This is a genomic window from Ureibacillus sp. FSL K6-8385 (assembly GCF_038593155.1).
GTDB classification, from domain to species: domain Bacteria; phylum Bacillota; class Bacilli; order Bacillales_A; family Planococcaceae; genus Ureibacillus; species Ureibacillus terrenus.
The window spans coordinates 2,176,417-2,195,000 of sequence record NZ_CP151968.1 but is presented as its reverse complement, the minus strand read 5'-3'; the positions used below and the strand labels follow the sequence as shown (position 1 = coordinate 2,195,000).

The following is an 18,584-nucleotide window of genomic DNA, read 5'->3' as shown; positions in this document are numbered from 1 at the left end:
CCCACTGTTCGTAATGGAACAGTATCTTAACGCGAATTCATAGCGTTAAGAGGGCACACCCAGGGAACTGAAACATCTCAGTACCTGGAGGAGAAGAAAGAAACCTCGATTCCCTTAGTAGCGGCGAGCGAAACGGGAAGAGCCCAAACCAAGAGGCTTGCCTCTTGGGGTTGTAGGACACTCTATACGGAGTTACAAAAGGATGGGTTAGACGAACCGTTCTGGAAAGGACGGCCGTAGAAGGTAACAGCCCTGTAGTCGAAAATCCATCCTCTCCAGAGTGGATCCTGAGTACGGCGGAACACGTGGAATTCCGTCGGAATCCGGGAGGACCATCTCCCAAGGCTAAATACTCCCTAGTGACCGATAGCGAACCAGTACCGTGAGGGAAAGGTGAAAAGAACCCCGGGAGGGGAGTGAAAGAGAACCTGAAACCGTGTGCCTACAAGTAGTCAGAGCCCGTTAACGGGTGATGGCGTGCCTTTTGTAGAATGAACCGGCGAGTTACGATCACGTGCAAGGTTAAGCCGAAGAGGCGGAGCCGCAGCGAAAGCGAGTCTGAACAGGGCGACGGAGTACGTGGTCGTAGACCCGAAACCAGGTGATCTACCCATGTCCAGGGTGAAGGTGAGGTAGCACTCACTGGAGGCCCGAACCCACGCACGTTGAAAAGTGCGGGGATGAGGTGTGGGTAGCGGAGAAATTCCAATCGAACTTGGAGATAGCTGGTTCTCTCCGAAATAGCTTTAGGGCTAGCCTCGTGTAAAGAATACTGGAGGTAGAGCACTGTTTGGACTAGGGGCCCACCTCGGGTTACCGAATTCAGACAAACTCCGAATGCCAGCTATTTATACACGGGAGTCAGACTACGAGTGATAAGATCCGTGGTCGAGAGGGAAACAGCCCAGACCACCAGCTAAGGTCCCAAAGTAGCCGTTAAGTGGAAAAGGATGTGGCGTTGCTTAGACAACCAGGATGTTGGCTTAGAAGCAGCCATCATTTAAAGAGTGCGTAATAGCTCACTGGTCGAGTGACGCTGCGCCGAAAATGTATCGGGGCTAAACGGTTCACCGAAGCTGTGGATCCGTGCTTCGCACGGGTGGTAGGAGAGCGTTCTAAGCGCGCAGAAGTCAGACCGGAAGGACTGGTGGAGCGCTTAGAAGTGAGAATGCCGGTATGAGTAGCGAAAGATGGGTGAGAATCCCATCCGCCGAATGACTAAGGTTTCCTGAGGAAGGCTCGTCCGCTCAGGGTTAGTCGGGACCTAAGTCGAGGCCGAAAGGCGTAGACGATGGGCAACAGGTTGATATTCCTGTACCACCTCCCCGCCGTTTGAGCGATGGGGGGACGCAGGAGGATAGGGAAAGCACGCCGTTGGTCGAGCGTGTCCAAGCAGCAAGGCGGGGAAGTAGGCAAATCCGCTTCCCGCAACGCTGAGCTGTGATGGGGAGCGCATTGCGCGCGAAGTTCCCGATTTCACACTGCCAAGAAAAGCCTCTAGCGAGGCGGGAGGTGCCCGTACCGCAAACCGACACAGGTAGTCGAGGAGAGAATCCTAAGGCGAGCGAGAGAACTCTCGTTAAGGAACTCGGCAAAATGACCCCGTAACTTCGGGAGAAGGGGTGCTCATTGGGGTGCAAGCCCCGATGAGCCGCAGAGAATAGGCCCAGGCGACTGTTTATCAAAAACACAGGTCTCTGCTAAACCGCAAGGTGATGTATAGGGGCTGACGCCTGCCCGGTGCTGGAAGGTTAAGAGGAGGAGTTAGCGCAAGCGAAGCTCCGAATTGAAGCCCCAGTAAACGGCGGCCGTAACTATAACGGTCCTAAGGTAGCGAAATTCCTTGTCGGGTAAGTTCCGACCCGCACGAAAGGCGTAACGATCTGGGCGCTGTCTCAACGAGAGACTCGGTGAAATTATAGTACCTGTGAAGATGCAGGTTACCCGCGACAGGACGGAAAGACCCCGTGGAGCTTTACTGTAGCCTGATATTGAATTCCGGTACAGCTTGTACAGGATAGGTAGGAGCCGTAGAAGGGGGAGCGCCAGCTTCCCTGGAGGCGCCCTTGGGATACTACCCTGGCTGTACTGGGATTCTAACCCGCAAGCCTGATCGGCTTGGGAGACAGTGTCAGGTGGACAGTTTGACTGGGGCGGTCGCCTCCCAAAGAGTAACGGAGGCGCCCAAAGGTTCCCTCAGAATGGTTGGAAATCATTCGCAGAGTGTAAAGGCATAAGGGAGCTTGACTGCGAGACCTACAAGTCGAGCAGGGTCGAAAGACGGGCTTAGTGATCCGGTGGTTCCGCATGGAAGGGCCATCGCTCAACGGATAAAAGCTACCCCGGGGATAACAGGCTTATCTCCCCCAAGAGTCCACATCGACGGGGAGGTTTGGCACCTCGATGTCGGCTCATCGCATCCTGGGGCTGTAGTCGGTCCCAAGGGTTGGGCTGTTCGCCCATTAAAGCGGTACGCGAGCTGGGTTCAGAACGTCGTGAGACAGTTCGGTCCCTATCCGTCGTGGGCGCAGGAAATTTGAGAGGAGCTGTCCTTAGTACGAGAGGACCGGGATGGACACACCGCTGGTGTACCAGTTGTCTTGCCAAAGGCACAGCTGGGTAGCTATGTGTGGACGGGATAAGTGCTGAAAGCATCTAAGCATGAAGCCCCCCTCAAGATGAGATTTCCCATTGCGTAAGCAAGTAAGATCCCTCAAAGACGATGAGGTAGATAGGTCCGGGGTGGAAGCACGGTGACGTGTGGAGCTGACGGATACTAATCGATCGAGGACTTAACCAAGAAAACACTTTCGATGCCGTTATCCAGTTTTGAGGGAACAACCTCTTAATAAAAATAAAAACAAAAAAACTCTTGAAAAATAAACAAAATATGTTATAATAGTACATGTCTTTCGGTAAAATAAAGAGCCTAGTGACGATGGCGAAGAGGTCACACCCGTTCCCATACCGAACACGGAAGTTAAGCTCTTCAGCGCCGATGGTAGTTGGGGGATTCCCCCTGCGAGAGTAGGACGTTGCTAGGCTCATACATTCGAATTATTCCGAAGTAGCTCAGCGGTAGAGCAATCGGCTGTTAACCGATGGGTCGTAGGTTCGAATCCTACCTTCGGAGCCATATATCTTGGAGAGTTGTCCGAGTGGCTGAAGGAGCACGATTGGAAATCGTGTAGACGGGTTAAACCCCGTCTCAAGGGTTCAAATCCCTTACTCTCCGCCATAATTAGAAATCGGCCCCTTGGTCAAGTGGTTAAGACACCGCCCTTTCACGGCGGTAACACGGGTTCGAATCCCGTAGGGGTCACCATTATGGAGGATTAGCTCAGCTGGGAGAGCATCTGCCTTACAAGCAGAGGGTCGGCGGTTCGATCCCGTCATCCTCCATCGAATAAAACATTTAGGATTATCGCGGGGTAGAGCAGTCTGGTAGCTCGTCGGGCTCATAACCCGGAGGTCGCAGGTTCAAATCCTGCCCCCGCAACCAAAACGGTTCCGTGGTGTAGTGGTTAACATGCCTGCCTGTCACGCAGGAGATCGCGGGTTCGAGTCCCGTCGGAACCGCCATATAGATTGTGGGTCGGTAGCTCAGTCGGTAGAGCAGAGGACTGAAAATCCTCGTGTCGGCGGTTCGATTCCGCCCCAACCCACCATATTACATATTAAAATAATATGCCGGCGTAGCTCAACTGGTAGAGCAACTGACTTGTAATCAGTAGGTTGAGGGTTCGATTCCTTTCGCCGGCACCATACTCCCGGAGGGGTAGCGAAGTGGCTAAACGCGACGGACTGTAAATCCGTTCCCTTTGGGTTCGGCGGTTCGAATCCGCCCCCCTCCACCATACTAATACAGGGGCATAGTTTAATGGTAGAACAAAGGTCTCCAAAACCTTTAGTGTGGGTTCGATTCCTACTGCCCCTGCCAAGAATAAAACAATGGCGACTGTGGCGAAGTGGTTAACGCACCGGATTGTGGCTCCGGCATTCGTGGGTTCGATTCCCATCAGTCGCCCCATAATAAAATGATATATGGGATTGTGGATTCGAAAACAGTGAAAGTTTATTAAGTATTGTTGGGGTATAGCCAAGCGGTAAGGCAACGGATTTTGATTCCGTCATGCCCAGGTTCGAATCCTGGTACCCCAGCCATTATAATTGCGGAAGTAGTTCAGTGGTAGAACACCACCTTGCCAAGGTGGGGGTCGCGGGTTCGAGTCCCGTCTTCCGCTCCAAATTCCGGCGGCTTAGCCAAGTGGTAAGGCACGGGTCTGCAACACCCTTATCACCGGTTCGAATCCGGTAGCCGCCTCCAAAAACATTTATATCATGCCGATGTGGCGGAATTGGCAGACGCGCACGACTCAAAATCGTGTTCCTTCGAGGAGTGTGGGTTCGACTCCCACCATCGGCACTTATAACAAGCCTAGATCGTAATAAACACGCGCTTTCTGTACACGTTACAGAAGGCGCATTTTTATTTTGTTCGCACGATTTTAGCGTGAAAAATCGTGCGCGTAGTTCGGTAAGCCCGAATTCAAATGACGCATTGAAAAACTTAAAACAGGGATTAAAAAAGCGTACCTATTAGTACGCATGACAAATAGCCCTACAATCTTGAATTTTTTCAGATTGAGGGCTATTTTGCTATTGCACATGATTCACGTATATTTTTAGACCAAGGCAAGTAGCGATCGATTATTTCTGGTTGCTGATGGATTGGGAGGTTTGGGAGTTCTGTCAATACTTTGACCAAGTATTGATAGAAATCAATTCTGTAAATTAGCACATTATTTCAGAATCCCTTTTTCAAATTATTTCGGACGGATTCTGAAATAATGTGCAAAATCTTTGCGAATTATTCCAGGTTTTGCAGATTATTTCCGAACATTTGCACATTATTTCGGATGATTAACTAGAATGAGGATGGATCGGGATGAAACATAACAGGGGCCGATCAGCCCCTGCTGTGTCAGTACCCCATTTCTTCGGCTGCCATACGCACAATGTCTTCGTCAATCATATGTTTTTTTAATTGAGCGCCGTATAACAGGCAAGTGGTGGCGAGGTTGTTGATGATCCGCGGCCACCCCTGCGACTGCAGGGCGATCGCTTCTAAGGCAGCTGGGGTAAAAATCGGGTGTTTCGCCCCCGCCTGTTTCAGGCGGTGTTCGATATATCCTACCACTTCTTCCTTATCAAGAGGCCCCATCTGGTATCGCATGATGATTCGTTGGTGAAGCGGACGGTGTTGATTCAACCGTAGTTTTGCCTGTAAATGGGGCAGCCCCGCCAAAATCAAGACAAACGGATTTGTTGAGTCCATGTGAAAGTTGAACAGGATCGCGATATCCTGCAGAAAGGCATCCTTCGCTAAATGCATTTCATCGAGGATGAACACTGACGTTACCCGTTGTTCATGATACAAGCGCTCGATCCCTTGTTGGATTTGATAAAACAAGTCGACCTTGCGGTATTTCGGCTCTTCCCCGAGCCCGAAGGCAAGGCCGCGATAAAAGTCCATCACGCTTCCCGTTGACAATGGAAAATAAACGACGTGATACAGTGACGGATTCAGGGATTCCTTAAACGCCCGAAGGGCGAATGTCTTGCCGGCCCCTGGTTCACCGATCAATAGCCCGATCCCTCTTGTTCGTTTCACGTAGTCCAAAGCGGCGAGGGCCTCTTGATACGAGGCCCCTTGATAAGCCTCTGGTGGATTCGTCTCCTTCGAAAACGGCTCTCGGGAAAGGGAATAAAACGTTTTATACATCGTTTTCGCCTCCCTCTACCGGAACCGCCGCAAACGGTGACCGATGGCGTTTCACATAGGCATTGTCCTCGAAGCGAACAAGGACCGCTTCGGCGACCCGTTGACCGTCTTCGTACACATACACGCCTTGTTCATCATAACGGAGTTCGATCGATTGTCCGATGAACCGGGGCGGAACTTCATACAGCTGCTTGTTCAACGTGACCGTACCATCGGCCTTCACTTTACGGTATTCGCGTTTCAAAAAGATCGAGTCGAGCCAATCCGAATCCTCGACGAACGACACCAAATGGACTTGCGATTGAAACACTTCATGTGGCGTCTTCCCGTTCAACGAGGCATGCGGTTTTCGATGGTAATCTTCCTCCAACCACTTCCAAAATCGCTCGTTTAGCTCTTCGAGCGACTTCGGTGAATTCATTTCGAGCAACGGGTAAAACCGCGTCTGTACGGTGCGGAAAAATCGTTCGATTTTCCCTTTGCTTTGCGGATCGTACGGCTGGGTATGGATCAAGGTGATCCCTAACTCCGCGCAGGCGTACTGCAAGGGTTCCGCCCGATAAATCTTGCCGTTATCCGAGTAAATTCGCTTCGGCTTTCCGTATCGAAGCAGCGCTTCCTTGGTTACGATCCGCAACCCGTCAAATTTCTCGGAAGAGAAAAACTGAGCGTACGGCACGACCCGCGAGCAGTCATCGATATAGGCAATCAAAAACGTTTTTTGCGTTTTGCCATTCACGCGAATCAACGGGCCATGGGACAAATCACCTTGCCAGAGCTCATTGACCTGATCGTACGCGAATCGTTTTCGTTCAGGAATCGGTAAAATTTCTTTCCCCACGAGGTTGTATTTTTTTAAAAGTCGGTATATAGTGAAATAAGAGATGGATTGGATTTCCCCCTGCTCGATAAGGTGTTCGTAGAACACCGTCACGGGCATGTGGGGGTGTTTTTTTCTCAGGGCTAAAATGTGATCCTCTTCTTCAGGTGACAGCCTCCGGGAATGGCCACGGTCCGACCGTCGTTTCGGCTTCAGCGCCTCAAAGCCCCCTTTTTTGTACTGCGTGCACCAGTCGAGGATCGTTTTGGCGGCGATGCGTTTCTCTCCATGGTGGGGAACTTGATGGATCCGTTCCGCTACTTCCTTCAAGTACGTTTTTGGATCGACTTGTCCATTCACCAATGGAGCGATCAATCCATACCGAAATAAAGCGATCTCCTGTCTCATCGACTCATTCATTTCGATCTCCTCCTTCGTTCATCCCATTCTAGGACCTTATCGGTCCATCCTGTCTCTATCCTATCGGATCATTCCCCCGACCGTCGAGAGGAAAGGTTTGTGGAATCTATAAATGATTCCATATAAGGGGATATAAGTAAAATCAGGAACTGAATGTACGTGCAAAAAGATGCGTCGATCGGTGCTCCCATATCTCTTGGATGACGAAAAAGAGGCCGATCTCCTCCATCGTCTGGATCCACCATAGGGCTCGTTCTCTCGCTTGGGCGATGGCAGGACCAATTTTTCTCCAGCGCTCCGCAAAAAACCAATGAAGGTGGTTCAAATTTCGGAATAAACGTCGGACATAAAATAAAACCCCTTCATCCGTAGGAAGGAGTGGAGCCTCCTCCATCCCCCGTTTCGGAGTCAGGCCCAACCGTTCTTTCACCACTCTCCATATGGTGGGCAACGTATACTGAAAATAAGGGAGAAGAAATGAAGGCAACACGGCCACCGTCCTCCTGCACTCCGGGCAGCGATACCGAGCGATCCAAATGCGATAAGACTGATGCGACGTCACGGCATTTCGTTCGTAGTACCCATGGCGATAAAGAGGGCGTTTTGCCTGGCAATGAGGGCACCGCTTAAGAAGGGGAAAGTCGTTTTGTTTTCCCCGCTGGGCATATGTCTGGACATCGACCTGAAAGTCATGAAACCGAATCACGTCCTCGTCCCCCCTCTGGAAATCACCCATGTCCCATTCCGAAATAATTCACAAAAAATTTAGCACATTCTTTCGGAAAGGGGGAGAGGGATATTCCGAAGGAATGTGCAAAAAAGAGTCTTTTTTGTGCGGAAATAAAGTGATAATTTACAACAGAGGAATCAGCCACGAACAAGTATGTGTTCTTGTTGCAAGAGACCGTACAAAAGCAACCGTCTCCAAAGTATCTTGTATGGGGCGTATTGTAAGATGATGTATAAAATTTTGTGTAAAGCATTTTGCTAGACCAAAAGAAAAAAGGTAGGGTATTCTCTGATTGAACCCAAACATTCCAGAGAAAGGAGAACCCTACCTATGTCTAAAAGTATACCGAATTTATGAGGATTTGCCGAAGCGCAAGAAGCCCTTCAACGAATGTTTGAAGAACGTTATTGTTAACCAAATATTGTAAATAAACAAAATAAGGGGATTTTCCCTTTCCACACAAGAGACTGAATATTCAGTCTCTTGTGTGAAGGAAACCGGTTCCCTATCCATTCCAAATCTATTTCAGAGATACCCTATCTATCTTACATTACACAAAATTCTTGACGGTACCGTTTTAAGGGGGATGATGATAATGGAGAAAAAGAAAAGTGAGTTTTTGGGATGGATGAAGGCGATCATTATTGCAATTTTATTAGCTGCTTTTGTTCGGCACTTCATATTTGCGCCGATTATAGTAGAAGGAGAATCCATGATGCCTACACTACACGATCAAGATCGTATGATTGTAAACAAAATAAAATATTCTTTTGTAAAACCGAAAAGGTTTGATATTATTGTGTTCCATACAAAAGAAAAAAGGATTACATAAAACGCATAATTGGGTTACCTGGAGATCGTATCGAGTATAAAAATGATATTTTATATATAAACGGGAAAGCGTATAAAGAACCTTATCTAGATGAATACAAAAAACAAAACAAGTTTGATGGTCCCCTTACGGAATCGTTTACTCTAAAGGATACTCCAATCGGTAGAAACACTGTTCCTAAAGGCTATTTATTTGTAATGGGTGATAATAGAAGATATAGTAAGGACAGTCGTCATATTGGGGCCATTCCGATGCATGATGTTGTTGGCCAGGCAAACATAATTTATTGGCCTTTTAAACATATCCGAATAGTAAAATAAGCATTTCAAAAAGGCTTTACGGCTTTTCAGTAAAACAACTGAAAAGTACCAATAAATTTATTTTAAAATTAAATCGTAGTTATCAACACTGATAGCTACGATTTTTATTTTTGAGTGTTTCATTAATTTTTTTCTCCCGAGTTCAACAGTTTGAAGTCCATTTTAGGAAAACAAAATTGGAAAAATCCTGTTCTATCGAGGGTTTGAAAATTACTAGTCTAGAAAAAATACTGAGTTTCATAGGCATACGTTTTACCAAATTAATCCTTATTAATATGATTCACTCGCAAGCTCGTTCCATTAGCATATAAAATCGAGGAAGCAATAAGGGCTTCTTCGGTCTTATCTTTCCGATCGATTCGTCCACATGAAATCAGCTTAGAATAGTTCCAATGTTTATTGAGAAATAAAAGCACAGAGATTTACAGAGAATTTAGTTTGCACCAACTTTACATGGAGTAATAGGCAACGATCGATCAATTGGGGACTTCGTTTTGTCTTGCAAACCCATCCTGAAATCGCAACCTCGAATGTATTTCGTTGGATTCAAGGGTTTGTCTAGGGTTTCTTTCCGATTTCACTTCTCCATGGACACCCTTGCCTTTGACTGATGATTCACATATCCCAACATCCCCCGACGCCCATAGAGGACTTTCACCGCCTAGTTCATCGACCTACCCGGCACACAATAAAAATCGCAGTTGTAAAATTAAACAACTGCGATTTTATAACTCACATTTCGCATCCAGACCATCCCAAGATAAAGGATTTTTTATTTACTTTTCAAAAATAATTTCCGGCCCAACACGATAAGCGATGGCAATCTTTTTTACCATCGCTGTCGAAAATCCTCCCACCCCTAATTCCTGCGCCATTCAATGCTATTTTTAGGTTAACGATTGGATCAATGTTCACCGCTACATTACCCATTGTACCACTCAAGAACCACAATTAAATTAAAGATTATTCTTGAGTCAAGTAATTAAAATGTTTATCAGTGATATATGTTAAATCAATATCAAAATTCATCTTATCTAAGATAGGTTTAATATACTCTATTAAATGTGTGCCAGCCTCAAAATTATCAGGGAATTTACTAATATAAAAAGAATTATTATTATCACAATTTGGCTTATGTTCAACTAACCCTTCGATTACCTCAGCAATTTGGTCCACAATATTTTCTTCTAATTTTTTTTCTGAAATTATTACCGTGTGGATATAATTCTCCGCGCCTTCAAATGAATCCTCATCCTCTATTTCCTTTAAAATAGGAAAATCATCTAAAACACTAGGTCTTCTGTAATCTAAAATCAATAGCATACAGACAGTTTCATTATCTTGATTATCTAAACGAAACAACTCTAGGTCTCGCAATTTCAACATTCTTACCAATTTGAACATTAATATCACCTCTTTAACTTTGAATTCCCTTTTTCATTGCTATCTTTTCAAAGTAATTAAACATAATTAATCCGATTATAAAGTATACCAAAGAATTTAAAAAAACTATACTTAATGAACTAATAGGAAAATCCGATATTTTATATTCATTTAAGATTATATCCCAAATTAGTCCTTTCGCATATGAAAAAGGAATAAAAATGTTTTCATTTTGTTTAAACAATAAATAAATAAATCCAACCTTAAATAAACTTATTATTGCTTTGATATCTTTAAATACAAGAGATAGACTTGAAAAAGCTATTCCTATGCCATACAAACCAATAAGTCCAGTAAAAGTAACTCCAATTAAAGATGCTAAATTTATGTTAATCTTCAATAAAATTACTATAAAAACAAGCATTATAAATACTGTAGCAGTTGTTTTGAAGCAATGAATTAAAGATCAACTGCTGAAATCTATTAAAGAATGGGATGAAGTGGTCATACCTCCCGAAGAATTGGGGGAAATCAATCGAAAATTAAGCAAATTGGTCATTGAGGATAAATATGAAAAGAAACAGGTAAAGAAACAGCATGTCAAAGCCGTCCGGGAAAATCTCCGTGCACAAAAGAAAAACTATAATAAAGCGGTCAATCAGCATCAATGCCCAACATGCGGAGGAAATTTGATTCTTCGGAAAATACGGCTCCTTTTATGGATGCAGCAATAATCCGCGATGCCGGTTTACGAAGGAGATATAGAAAATTATGATGAGGCTTCTACTTTAAGCAAGGCCTCTTTTATTTTTTGATTAATAATACTCAATCGCTGTTTCAACAATTCATTATTTTGTTATAGAAATCATTGTTGGCCCGGTTTGAAATTTGGAACAGTGAAACATTCCGCAGAAGTAAGAAAAATTATTGAATTATTTATGTATAATTTGTGAAAAAATTAACAAACTATATAATATCCGAAATTATAGTTGTAAAATAATTGTAGAGTTGATAAGAGAAACGGAGGGCATAGCCATGAATATTCGACGTGTGACTGTAGCAGGATGCGGTGTATTGGGAAGCCAAATCGCGTTTCAGACAGCGTTTTCGGGTTTCCCGGTGAATGTTTATGATATTAATGAGGAATCTTTGGAAAAAGGGAAAGAAAAAATCCGTTCTTGGCAAGAAGCGTACAAAAGAGAGTTGGGAGCTTCGGAAGAAGAGGTAGAGAAAGCTTATAATAATTTGACTTTTTATACAGATCTGGAAAAAGCGGTGAAAGATGCAGACCTTGTCATCGAAGCGGTGCCGGAAGTGTACGAAATCAAAGCGGATTTTTATAAAAAATTGGCGGAAGTGGCGGATGAAAAGACGATTTTTGCTTCGAACTCCTCTACGATGCTGCCAAGCCAATTTGCCGGAATTTCCGGAAGACCTGAGAAATTTTTGAATTTGCATTTTGCCAATGAAATCTGGAAACACAATACGGCAGAAATCATGAAACATGACGGTACGGACCAACAAGTGTTTGAAGAAGTGATTGAATTTGCGAAAGCGATTGGCATGGTGCCGCTGCCATTATATAAAGAACAGCCGGGATATATCCTTAATTCATTGCTCGTTCCATTCTTGGATGCCGCGCAAAAATTGGTGGTCAACGGCGTTGCTGACCCGTATACGGTGGATAAAACATGGATTATTGCGACAGGCGCTCCAAAAGGGCCTTTCGCCATTCTGGATGTGGTCGGCATCAACACCCCTTACAATTTATGCCTTGCAAGAGCGAAAGCCGGGGACAAGGAAGCGGAGAAAATTGCCGAGTATCTGAAAAAAGAATTCCTGGATAAAGGCCGCCTGGGCGTGCAAAACGGCAAAGGCTTCTATGACTACCCTAATCCGAAATACCTTGATCCGGATTTCTTAAAATAAGAGTGCTGCAAACAGTTAAATATATTTATGAAAGAAGGGAACTCAGGATAGAATCCTCAGTTCCCTTTTTAAATGCCGGGAAAAGAGGGGCTTGTATTTCGGCAATTTCACCAGTATTTTTTTTATTAAGACCATATATGTATGGAGTGAAACATGTGATCCGGTACAAAGACAAACATCTCACCATCTTCGAAAGCCAAATCTATCAAACCGTATCCACGGTCATTCAAACGGACGATTGCGTCATAGTCGCCGATCCGGCCTTTCTTCCTATGGAAATCGGGGAAATTCAACAATATGTGCAAAGCGTGAAGGGAAACCGGCCGATTTATCTCCTCTTCACCCATTCCGATTGGGACCATATTGTGGGGGCGGGGGCATTTCCGGAAGCGACCGTGATTGCAAGCGAAGCCTTTACGGCGAAAAATCCGGATGAGATTCTTGAACAAGGGAAGGCCTTTGATGATGAGTATTATCTCGACCGGAAATACCCGTTGATTTATCCGGAAGTGGATGTTGCCGTGGAGAAAGACGGCCAGCAGCTGAGAATGGGCCAAACCGTGCTCACTTTTTATGAAGCGAAGGGCCATACCGATGATGGCATTTTTGCCATTGTGGAGCCCCTTGGCATATGGATTGCGGGGGATTATTTATCCGATATCGAATTTCCGTTTATTTATTCAAGTGTGGAAGATTACATCGAAACTTTGGAAAAAACGGACATGATTTTGGATAACCATGAAATTCACGTCATGATACCGGGGCATGGGCATGCGGCGTTCGGCAAAAATGAAATCCTAAAAAGAAAAAACGACGGCCTCCGATATATCCAAAACTTGATCCGGGCCGTCGAGTCCAATGCCGGACATGAGCATTTGGTTGAGCCATATCCTTATAAAAGAAGCTTGATAAAGTGCCACGAAGCGAATGTGAAGTTTATAAAAAGCGCCCGGCAACCGTGAACTGCCAGGCGCTTTTTAATATAATTGGTCTTCGATTTCTTTTGCGGCTTGCTGCATTTTTTGAATAAGTTCTTTTTCGTCGTAATCGGTGTACCGGATTTCCGGGATGACAATACTGATCGATGCAATGGATTCCCGTGCCGCATTTAAGATCGGGACGGAAATGGAGCAGGCGCCGCGGACTCTTTCGCCGCAGCTGATGCAATACCGCTGCCTGCGGATTTGATCCAGCTGTTTCAGCAGCTGCTCTTTCGTTTTTACGGTTTTTTCGGTAATTTTCTCTAATTGAACATGTTCGACATATTCCATATAGTTGGGCATAAAAGCGAGCAACGTTTTGGATGAAGCCCCCGCATAAAGGGGGGATGTATCCCCTACAAGCATTTTTGTGGAAAGGGGATAGGAAGAATCAAAGTTCAATATGCATCTCCGTTCAGTACCATCGATGATATTTAAGGAAATGCTTTCCTTCGTTTCCTCGTTCAGCCGCTTCAAAATCGGTTCGGCCACAAGTATTAAGCTCGACTCTTGCTTTACCAAATTGCCCAAATACAATAAAGAATGCCCCAATTGATAGCGCTTTGTATGCTTGTCTTTGTGCAAAAATCCTTCCGCCACAAAAGTGGAAACGATGCGCTGCAAGCTGGAAATCGTGATCCCCGTTTTTTTGCTGAGTTCAGTCAAAGAAAGTCTCGGCTCATCATTTGAAAAAGCTTTTAATACACGGATCGCTTTATGCAAAGAGGCTATTGTATAGTTTTTTTCATGTGCTTCCTTATTCAATGAACTTACACCTACTTCATGCAATGAATTTTTTTCTTGCTTGCTGTCCGTTTTTCGTCCGTTCCGTCAAACCGTCTCAAAGGGAAATCGCATGATTCGATTGGATTCGCTATTTCAATATTATATAGGGTTTTTTTGAAGGTTTCATATGAATTCAGCATTCATGGCTGATTCGTGTTCAAAGGCTGTTCCAGATACTCGCCGGAATGTTCGCCAAGCAATGGAGGTGCAAGTTTGTACTGGATATTTAAGCCGGAAAACTGCAACGGATTTTTGATGAATTTGATTTTTCCGTATTGGGGGTGTTCGAGTTCCCCGATCAGGTTGCGGGCTTTCACTTGAGGCTGTTCAAGCGCTTCGGCGATGGTATGCACTTTGCCGCAAGGAATTTTGTATTCCCGAAGAAGGGCAATCCATTCGTCCCGCGTTTTGGTGATCGTAATTTCTTGGATCATCCTGCTCAGATCGGCTTCATGTTCTTTGCGCAGCGCGTTGGTAAGGAAACGTTCATCTTCCAGCCATTCTTCGCGCCCCAATAATTTGCATAATTTGCGGAATTGTTCGTTGGTGCCCGCGCAAATCATCAGCGGCCCGTCCGCGCATTGGAACACCTGGTAAGGCGCGACATTGTTGTGAAGATTCCCTAAACGTTTCGAAATGAATCCTGTGTTGATATAGGCGCTTGCCACATTGGCCAAACTGCTGACTTGCACATCCAGAAGCGAAAGGTCGATAAATTGCCCTTCCCCTGTGATGTCCCTCATGCGCAATGCGGACAAAACCCCAATGACCACATAAAGGGAAGTCAATATATCCGCTATCGGCACACCGACTTTTGTCGGCTCGCCATCCGGCTGGCCGGTCACGTCCATCAGACCGCTCATCGCCTGTATGACCGGATCAAAGCCGGGCTCATGGGCGAGGGGGCCTGTCTGTCCGAAACCGGTCACCGCGCAATGGATGAGGCGGGGATTAATTTTTTTCAATTCTTCATAATGGAGCCCCATCCGCTTCATATCGCCCGTCTTAAAGTTTTCGATCAATACATCAGCATCTTTGATGAGAGTTTTCAGCCGCTTTTTCCCTTCTTCCGTTTTCAAATCCAGCGTAATGGAGCGCTTATTGCGGTTGGCGCATAGATAGTAGGTGCTTTGACCGTTGATGAATGGCCCCCAGTCGCGCATGCTGTCCAGGCCATCCGGATGTTCGATGCGGATGACTTCCGCGCCCAAATCCCCCAAAATCATCGAGCCTGCCGGTGCGGCATAAACCCGGGACAAATCCAGCACTTTTATATTTTGCAGAGGCTGTTGCATGTGGAATTCTCCTCTCTGAAAGTAGTTTGGAGAATGGTTGAAAAGGAATTCTCCAAAAAAGATTCGTAATGTGCGCACGAATATGGATTCATCAATTTTTTCATCCTTGCACTGCATCGGCGCGACTTTACTTATAAACAGGCTTGCGTTTATGAATAACGGCATCCACGCCTTCTTTAAAGTCGTCAAGTTCCGTCACAATCGCCATTTGGGAAGAGATGTAGTCAAGAGCAGAACGTAAATCCATTTTTTGGCTTTGATATACTGCCCGTTTAATAAAACGGATGGCCGTTTGCGGGCCGTTTGCCAGCTTTTCCGCATAGTTGCGGGTAAATTCCTCAAGTTTGTCGTCATCCACCACAAACGTGACAAGTCCGATTTCTTTTGCTTCTTCCGCCGTCAGCATCCGGGCCGTCCATAACATGTCCAGAGCCTTGTCAATGCCGACAAGCTTAGGCAAGTAATAGGCGCCTCCGTCTCCAGGCACAATGGCCACTTTGATATAGCTTTCCGACAATTTGGCGGACGCGGCGGCAATGCGGATATCGCACATTAAGGCCATATCCAGGCCGGCGCCCATCGCAAAGCCGTGAATTTGCGCAATCACCGGCTTATCGATCTCTTCCAGAAGAAGAGGAATCAGTTGAATTTTTTTCCATAGGGAATTTTTGCGTGCCAACCCTGTGGAAGAAATGTCTTCTTTGCTTTTGAAGAACCCTTCTCCCGCATGCATGGCTTTAATGTCGCCGCCCGCGCAAAAAGCTTTGCCGTTTCCTTTGACAATCACTACCCGGATGGAATCATCATCCCGTACTGTTTCCAGCGCCTGAATCCAGTTTAAAATCATTTCTTCGCTGAACGCGTTGTAGGCTTCCGGACGGTTCAATGTAATCGTCGCAATATGATTTTCCACTTCAAACAGCAAATCTGCCATGAAACCTCTCTCCTTTTATAAATTTATTGATCTTCTATTGATTTTGGTGAGCCGCAAGCAGGACAGAAAATGAAGGCCGTGTTTTCAGATGCATTCACTTTAACCATCAGTTTTTCACCGCTGCCCCTGTTGTTTTGGTGAGATATGCCCAAAGGTCATCGTCATGATTGAGCAAATAGTCGGCGATATGTCCACTCCAATAATCGGCGCTTGTTCCTTCGTCACGCCAGGACCATAGGCGCCGTGTGTACTGATGCAGCGCATGTTCATGGGTCGTACCGATCGCCGCATGCAATTGATGGGAAACGGCAGTCACCGTAGTGATGGCATCTTCAAAGCGGATGCGGGCAAAGGCGATTTCATGCAATACTTTATCGGATTGAACAGCGGCACAGACGTTATTGAACGCCGCAAGCGCGATGGCCGTTTCCCCGGCCAGTTGAGCGATTTGGTATTGCACCAGCTGGAATCGGTGGATTGGGCGGCCGAATTGTTCGCGTTCTTTGGAGTATTGGACCGATAATTGATTGATTTTTTCGATGGCGCCTGTCATTAAGGCGATTTTGAATGCCGTTTCGATGGATTTCAAATGGAAAATTTGTTCATCGGTCAAAAGGGACGAAGACTGTACTTTTGCATTGTTCAAAATCACCGTATCGCGCGGCTCGCCTGCCATGTTGCTGCCCGGCTGAATCGTTGCATCCGCCAAATCGATGAGCGCGATTTGTTTCTGTACAAGGGCAACCAAGTGTTTCGCGTGTCTTGCCCAAGGAACATTGTCCAACGTACCGGAAATTTGGCCGTTCTGCAAAGACAAGCCTTCTTGCAAAGAGTATGTTGCAACCTGATCAACCGTTTCGAGATTGCCGGTTTCCAGCAGGAAATTGGCAAATGTTGTTTCGGCAAATGGAATCGGAGCGGCGTATTTTCCTGTCAAACGGACAAGGTTTAACAGGTCCTCCAGGTCTCCGCCGGCACCGCCTTTCTCTTCCGGCACTGCAACGGAAATCATGCCGTTGTCCTCGAACAATTTCCAGACATCTTTTGCCCATTCCCCTTTTTCAAGGACATCCACCACATCTTTTGTCACATGGTCTTCCAACATGCGTTCGGCAACGTCCAAAATCATTTCTTTCATTTCGCTCATTTTGCCACAACCCCTTTCGCCACCATACCGTAGAGAATTTCCGTTGTACCGCCGCGGATTGTAAAACCAGGAGAATGCAGGATGGACTGGGCCATGTAGCGGTCGAATTTGCGCTCCGCATCCAGTTTTGGATACGTTTCAACCAGAAGCCGCGCCACTTCAGGAACGCTTTGTTCAAACTTCGTGCCAATGGCTTTCACCAGCGAAGCGGGGATGGCCACGTTTTTCGCATCTCCCGATTCGAGCAATTTTGCAACGCCAATGGATAAATTGCGCAAGCCCCACAGGCGGGAAAGAAGCTTCGCGGCCTGCTTCAGCCCCTCTTTGTTGCCTTGGCGCTTCAGCTCTTGCACAAGCTCGTCGACTAACAGGTACGTGCTTAGAATCCGTTCGGGACCGCTCCGTTCAAAGGCAAGTTCCGCCAGTCCCTGTTCCCAGCCGTTTCCGATTTCGCCGACCACCATATTGTCCGGCACAAACACGTTATCGAAAAAGACTTCGTTGAAATGATGTTCTCCGGTCAAAAACTTGATTGGAACAATGGTTACCCCTTCCGCACGCAAGTCGATAATCAATTGGCTCAATCCTGCATGCTTGTTTTTTCCGTCAAATGGACTGGTCCGTACAAGAGCGATCATATAATGACATATATGGGCGTTACTTGTCCAAATTTTCTGACCATTCACAATCCAGCCGCCCTCGACCTTTTCGGCCCGTGTACGGACGGAAGCCAAATCGGAGCCGCTGTTCGGCTCGCTTAAGCCGATGGCAAAGTAGCATTCACCCTTGGCGATTTTCGGCAGGAAAAACTGTTTTTGTTCTTCCGTACCGTAGCGGAGAAGCAGCGGTCCCGTTTGTCGATCCGCAAACCAGTGGGCTGCAACGGGCGCTCCGCTTGCCAAAAATTCTTCGGTCAAAATATAACGGTCAATGGTGCTCCGTTCCTGCCCGCCATATTTTTTCGGCCATGTCATTCCGATCCAGCCTTTTTCGCCGATCAGCTTCGAGAATGAAGGATCGACGCCGCTTAACCATGAATCGCATTTTGGAGTGAAAGTTCCCTTTTTGATATGCTCTTGCAGAAAGTTGCGCACTTCCAAACGAAAGGCTTCCTGTTCCTCGGTAAATTGCACCGTCGGCAATTGAAACATTTCATCATCCCCTTTATTTTATCGTATTGCGGTAATGGTTATCGTATTACAAATCTAATCATAGTTTTTTAT

The 18,584-nt window shown here is 46.1% G+C and carries 12 protein-coding genes, 15 tRNA genes, 2 rRNA genes and 1 pseudogene (1 of these 30 running past the window's edge); 21 read left to right on the top strand and 9 right to left on the bottom strand.

What is annotated here, in order from left to right; translation table 11 throughout:
• The 17 genes from NST62_RS10900 to NST62_RS10820 all read left to right on the top strand — a co-directional run.
• Positions 1 to 2,800 (top strand): 23S ribosomal RNA (locus NST62_RS10900); it begins 126 nt to the left of the window's first position.
• 128 nt (positions 2,801 to 2,928) lie between these two features.
• Positions 2,929 to 3,044 (top strand): 5S ribosomal RNA (rrf, locus tag NST62_RS10895).
• A 17-nt stretch (positions 3,045 to 3,061) separates the two neighbouring features.
• Positions 3,062 to 3,136 (top strand) — tRNA-Asn (locus NST62_RS10890).
• Between the two features lie 8 nt (positions 3,137 to 3,144).
• Positions 3,145 to 3,238: transfer RNA gene (locus NST62_RS10885), tRNA-Ser, on the top strand.
• 12 nt (positions 3,239 to 3,250) lie between these two features.
• Positions 3,251 to 3,325 (top strand) — tRNA-Glu (locus NST62_RS10880).
• Between the two features lie 4 nt (positions 3,326 to 3,329).
• Positions 3,330 to 3,402 (top strand) — tRNA-Val (locus NST62_RS10875).
• Positions 3,403 to 3,425: 23 nt separating this feature from the next.
• Positions 3,426 to 3,502: transfer RNA gene (locus NST62_RS10870), tRNA-Met, on the top strand.
• Positions 3,503 to 3,506: 4 nt separating this feature from the next.
• Positions 3,507 to 3,582 (top strand) — tRNA-Asp (locus NST62_RS10865).
• A 10-nt stretch (positions 3,583 to 3,592) separates the two neighbouring features.
• Positions 3,593 to 3,668: transfer RNA gene (locus NST62_RS10860), tRNA-Phe, on the top strand.
• A 21-nt stretch (positions 3,669 to 3,689) separates the two neighbouring features.
• Positions 3,690 to 3,765: transfer RNA gene (locus tag NST62_RS10855), tRNA-Thr, on the top strand.
• Positions 3,766 to 3,772: 7 nt separating this feature from the next.
• Positions 3,773 to 3,857 (top strand) — tRNA-Tyr (locus tag NST62_RS10850).
• Positions 3,858 to 3,866: 9 nt separating this feature from the next.
• Positions 3,867 to 3,940 (top strand) — tRNA-Trp (locus NST62_RS10845).
• A gap of 14 nt (positions 3,941 to 3,954) precedes the next feature.
• Positions 3,955 to 4,030: transfer RNA gene (locus NST62_RS10840), tRNA-His, on the top strand.
• Between the two features lie 59 nt (positions 4,031 to 4,089).
• A tRNA-Gln gene (locus NST62_RS10835) sits at positions 4,090 to 4,164 on the top strand.
• 8 nt (positions 4,165 to 4,172) lie between these two features.
• A tRNA-Gly gene (locus tag NST62_RS10830) sits at positions 4,173 to 4,247 on the top strand.
• A gap of 6 nt (positions 4,248 to 4,253) precedes the next feature.
• Positions 4,254 to 4,327 (top strand) — tRNA-Cys (locus NST62_RS10825).
• Between the two features lie 16 nt (positions 4,328 to 4,343).
• A tRNA-Leu gene (locus tag NST62_RS10820) sits at positions 4,344 to 4,426 on the top strand.
• 558 nt (positions 4,427 to 4,984) lie between these two features.
• Here NST62_RS10820 and NST62_RS10815 read toward each other — a convergent pair.
• The 3 genes from NST62_RS10815 to NST62_RS10805 form a co-directional block, all read right to left on the bottom strand.
• Positions 4,985 to 5,785, bottom strand: coding sequence for an AAA family ATPase (locus tag NST62_RS10815; RefSeq protein ID WP_011229854.1), 801 nt, complete (start codon positions 5,783 to 5,785; stop codon positions 4,985 to 4,987).
• Entirely contained in the window at positions 5,778 to 7,025 is a 1,248-nt protein-coding gene (locus tag NST62_RS10810; protein WP_141603373.1) for an IS481 family transposase, read from the bottom strand. Before NST62_RS10810 ends, NST62_RS10815 begins: the two co-directional genes overlap by 8 nt.
• A gap of 142 nt (positions 7,026 to 7,167) precedes the next feature.
• Positions 7,168 to 7,731, bottom strand: a complete 564-nt coding sequence (locus tag NST62_RS10805; RefSeq protein WP_011229674.1) for a DUF6431 domain-containing protein — start codon at positions 7,729 to 7,731, stop codon at positions 7,168 to 7,170.
• Positions 7,732 to 8,350: 619 nt separating this feature from the next.
• Between NST62_RS10805 and lepB the strand changes: the two are divergent.
• Positions 8,351 to 8,907 (top strand): annotated as a pseudogene (gene lepB / locus NST62_RS10800) (signal peptidase I).
• 963 nt (positions 8,908 to 9,870) lie between these two features.
• Here lepB and NST62_RS10795 read toward each other — a convergent pair.
• Entirely contained in the window at positions 9,871 to 10,311 is a 441-nt protein-coding gene (locus NST62_RS10795; protein ID WP_003354865.1) for a hypothetical protein, read from the bottom strand.
• A 479-nt stretch (positions 10,312 to 10,790) separates the two neighbouring features.
• Here NST62_RS10795 and NST62_RS10790 point away from each other — a divergent pair, with 479 nt between their 5' ends.
• The 3 genes from NST62_RS10790 to NST62_RS10780 all read left to right on the top strand — a co-directional run bounded on the left by NST62_RS10790 (position 10,791) and on the right by NST62_RS10780 (position 13,181).
• The gene (locus tag NST62_RS10790; protein ID WP_220125042.1) at positions 10,791 to 11,024 is read left to right on the top strand and encodes a hypothetical protein; all 234 of its coding nucleotides are present in this window, start codon (positions 10,791 to 10,793) and stop codon (positions 11,022 to 11,024) included.
• Between the two features lie 301 nt (positions 11,025 to 11,325).
• Positions 11,326 to 12,219, top strand: coding sequence for a 3-hydroxyacyl-CoA dehydrogenase (locus tag NST62_RS10785; protein WP_141603227.1), 894 nt, complete (start codon positions 11,326 to 11,328; stop codon positions 12,217 to 12,219).
• Between the two features lie 155 nt (positions 12,220 to 12,374).
• On the top strand, positions 12,375 to 13,181 hold the full coding sequence (locus NST62_RS10780; protein WP_141603228.1) for an MBL fold metallo-hydrolase: 807 nt from the start codon (positions 12,375 to 12,377) through the stop codon (positions 13,179 to 13,181).
• Positions 13,182 to 13,196: 15 nt separating this feature from the next.
• On the opposite strand, the gene NST62_RS10775 is transcribed toward NST62_RS10780, so the two are convergent.
• The 5 genes from NST62_RS10775 to NST62_RS10755 form a co-directional block, all read right to left on the bottom strand.
• On the bottom strand, positions 13,197 to 13,964 hold the full coding sequence (locus NST62_RS10775) for an IclR family transcriptional regulator (RefSeq protein ID WP_328220121.1): 768 nt from the start codon (positions 13,962 to 13,964) through the stop codon (positions 13,197 to 13,199).
• 161 nt (positions 13,965 to 14,125) lie between these two features.
• A complete protein-coding gene (locus NST62_RS10770; RefSeq protein WP_141603230.1) occupies positions 14,126 to 15,280 on the bottom strand; it encodes a CoA transferase in 1,155 nt (384 codons plus the stop codon).
• 127 nt (positions 15,281 to 15,407) lie between these two features.
• Positions 15,408 to 16,214: an enoyl-CoA hydratase-related protein gene (locus tag NST62_RS10765; protein WP_141603231.1), complete on the bottom strand. Its 807-nt coding sequence runs from the start codon at positions 16,212 to 16,214 to the stop codon at positions 15,408 to 15,410.
• A 106-nt stretch (positions 16,215 to 16,320) separates the two neighbouring features.
• A complete protein-coding gene (locus NST62_RS10760; protein WP_141603232.1) occupies positions 16,321 to 17,361 on the bottom strand; it encodes an acyl-CoA dehydrogenase family protein in 1,041 nt (346 codons plus the stop codon).
• The gene (locus NST62_RS10755) at positions 17,358 to 18,512 is read right to left on the bottom strand and encodes an acyl-CoA dehydrogenase family protein (protein ID WP_342462893.1); all 1,155 of its coding nucleotides are present in this window, start codon (positions 18,510 to 18,512) and stop codon (positions 17,358 to 17,360) included. Before NST62_RS10755 ends, NST62_RS10760 begins: the two co-directional genes overlap by 4 nt.
• Positions 18,513 to 18,584 lie beyond the last annotated feature (72 nt).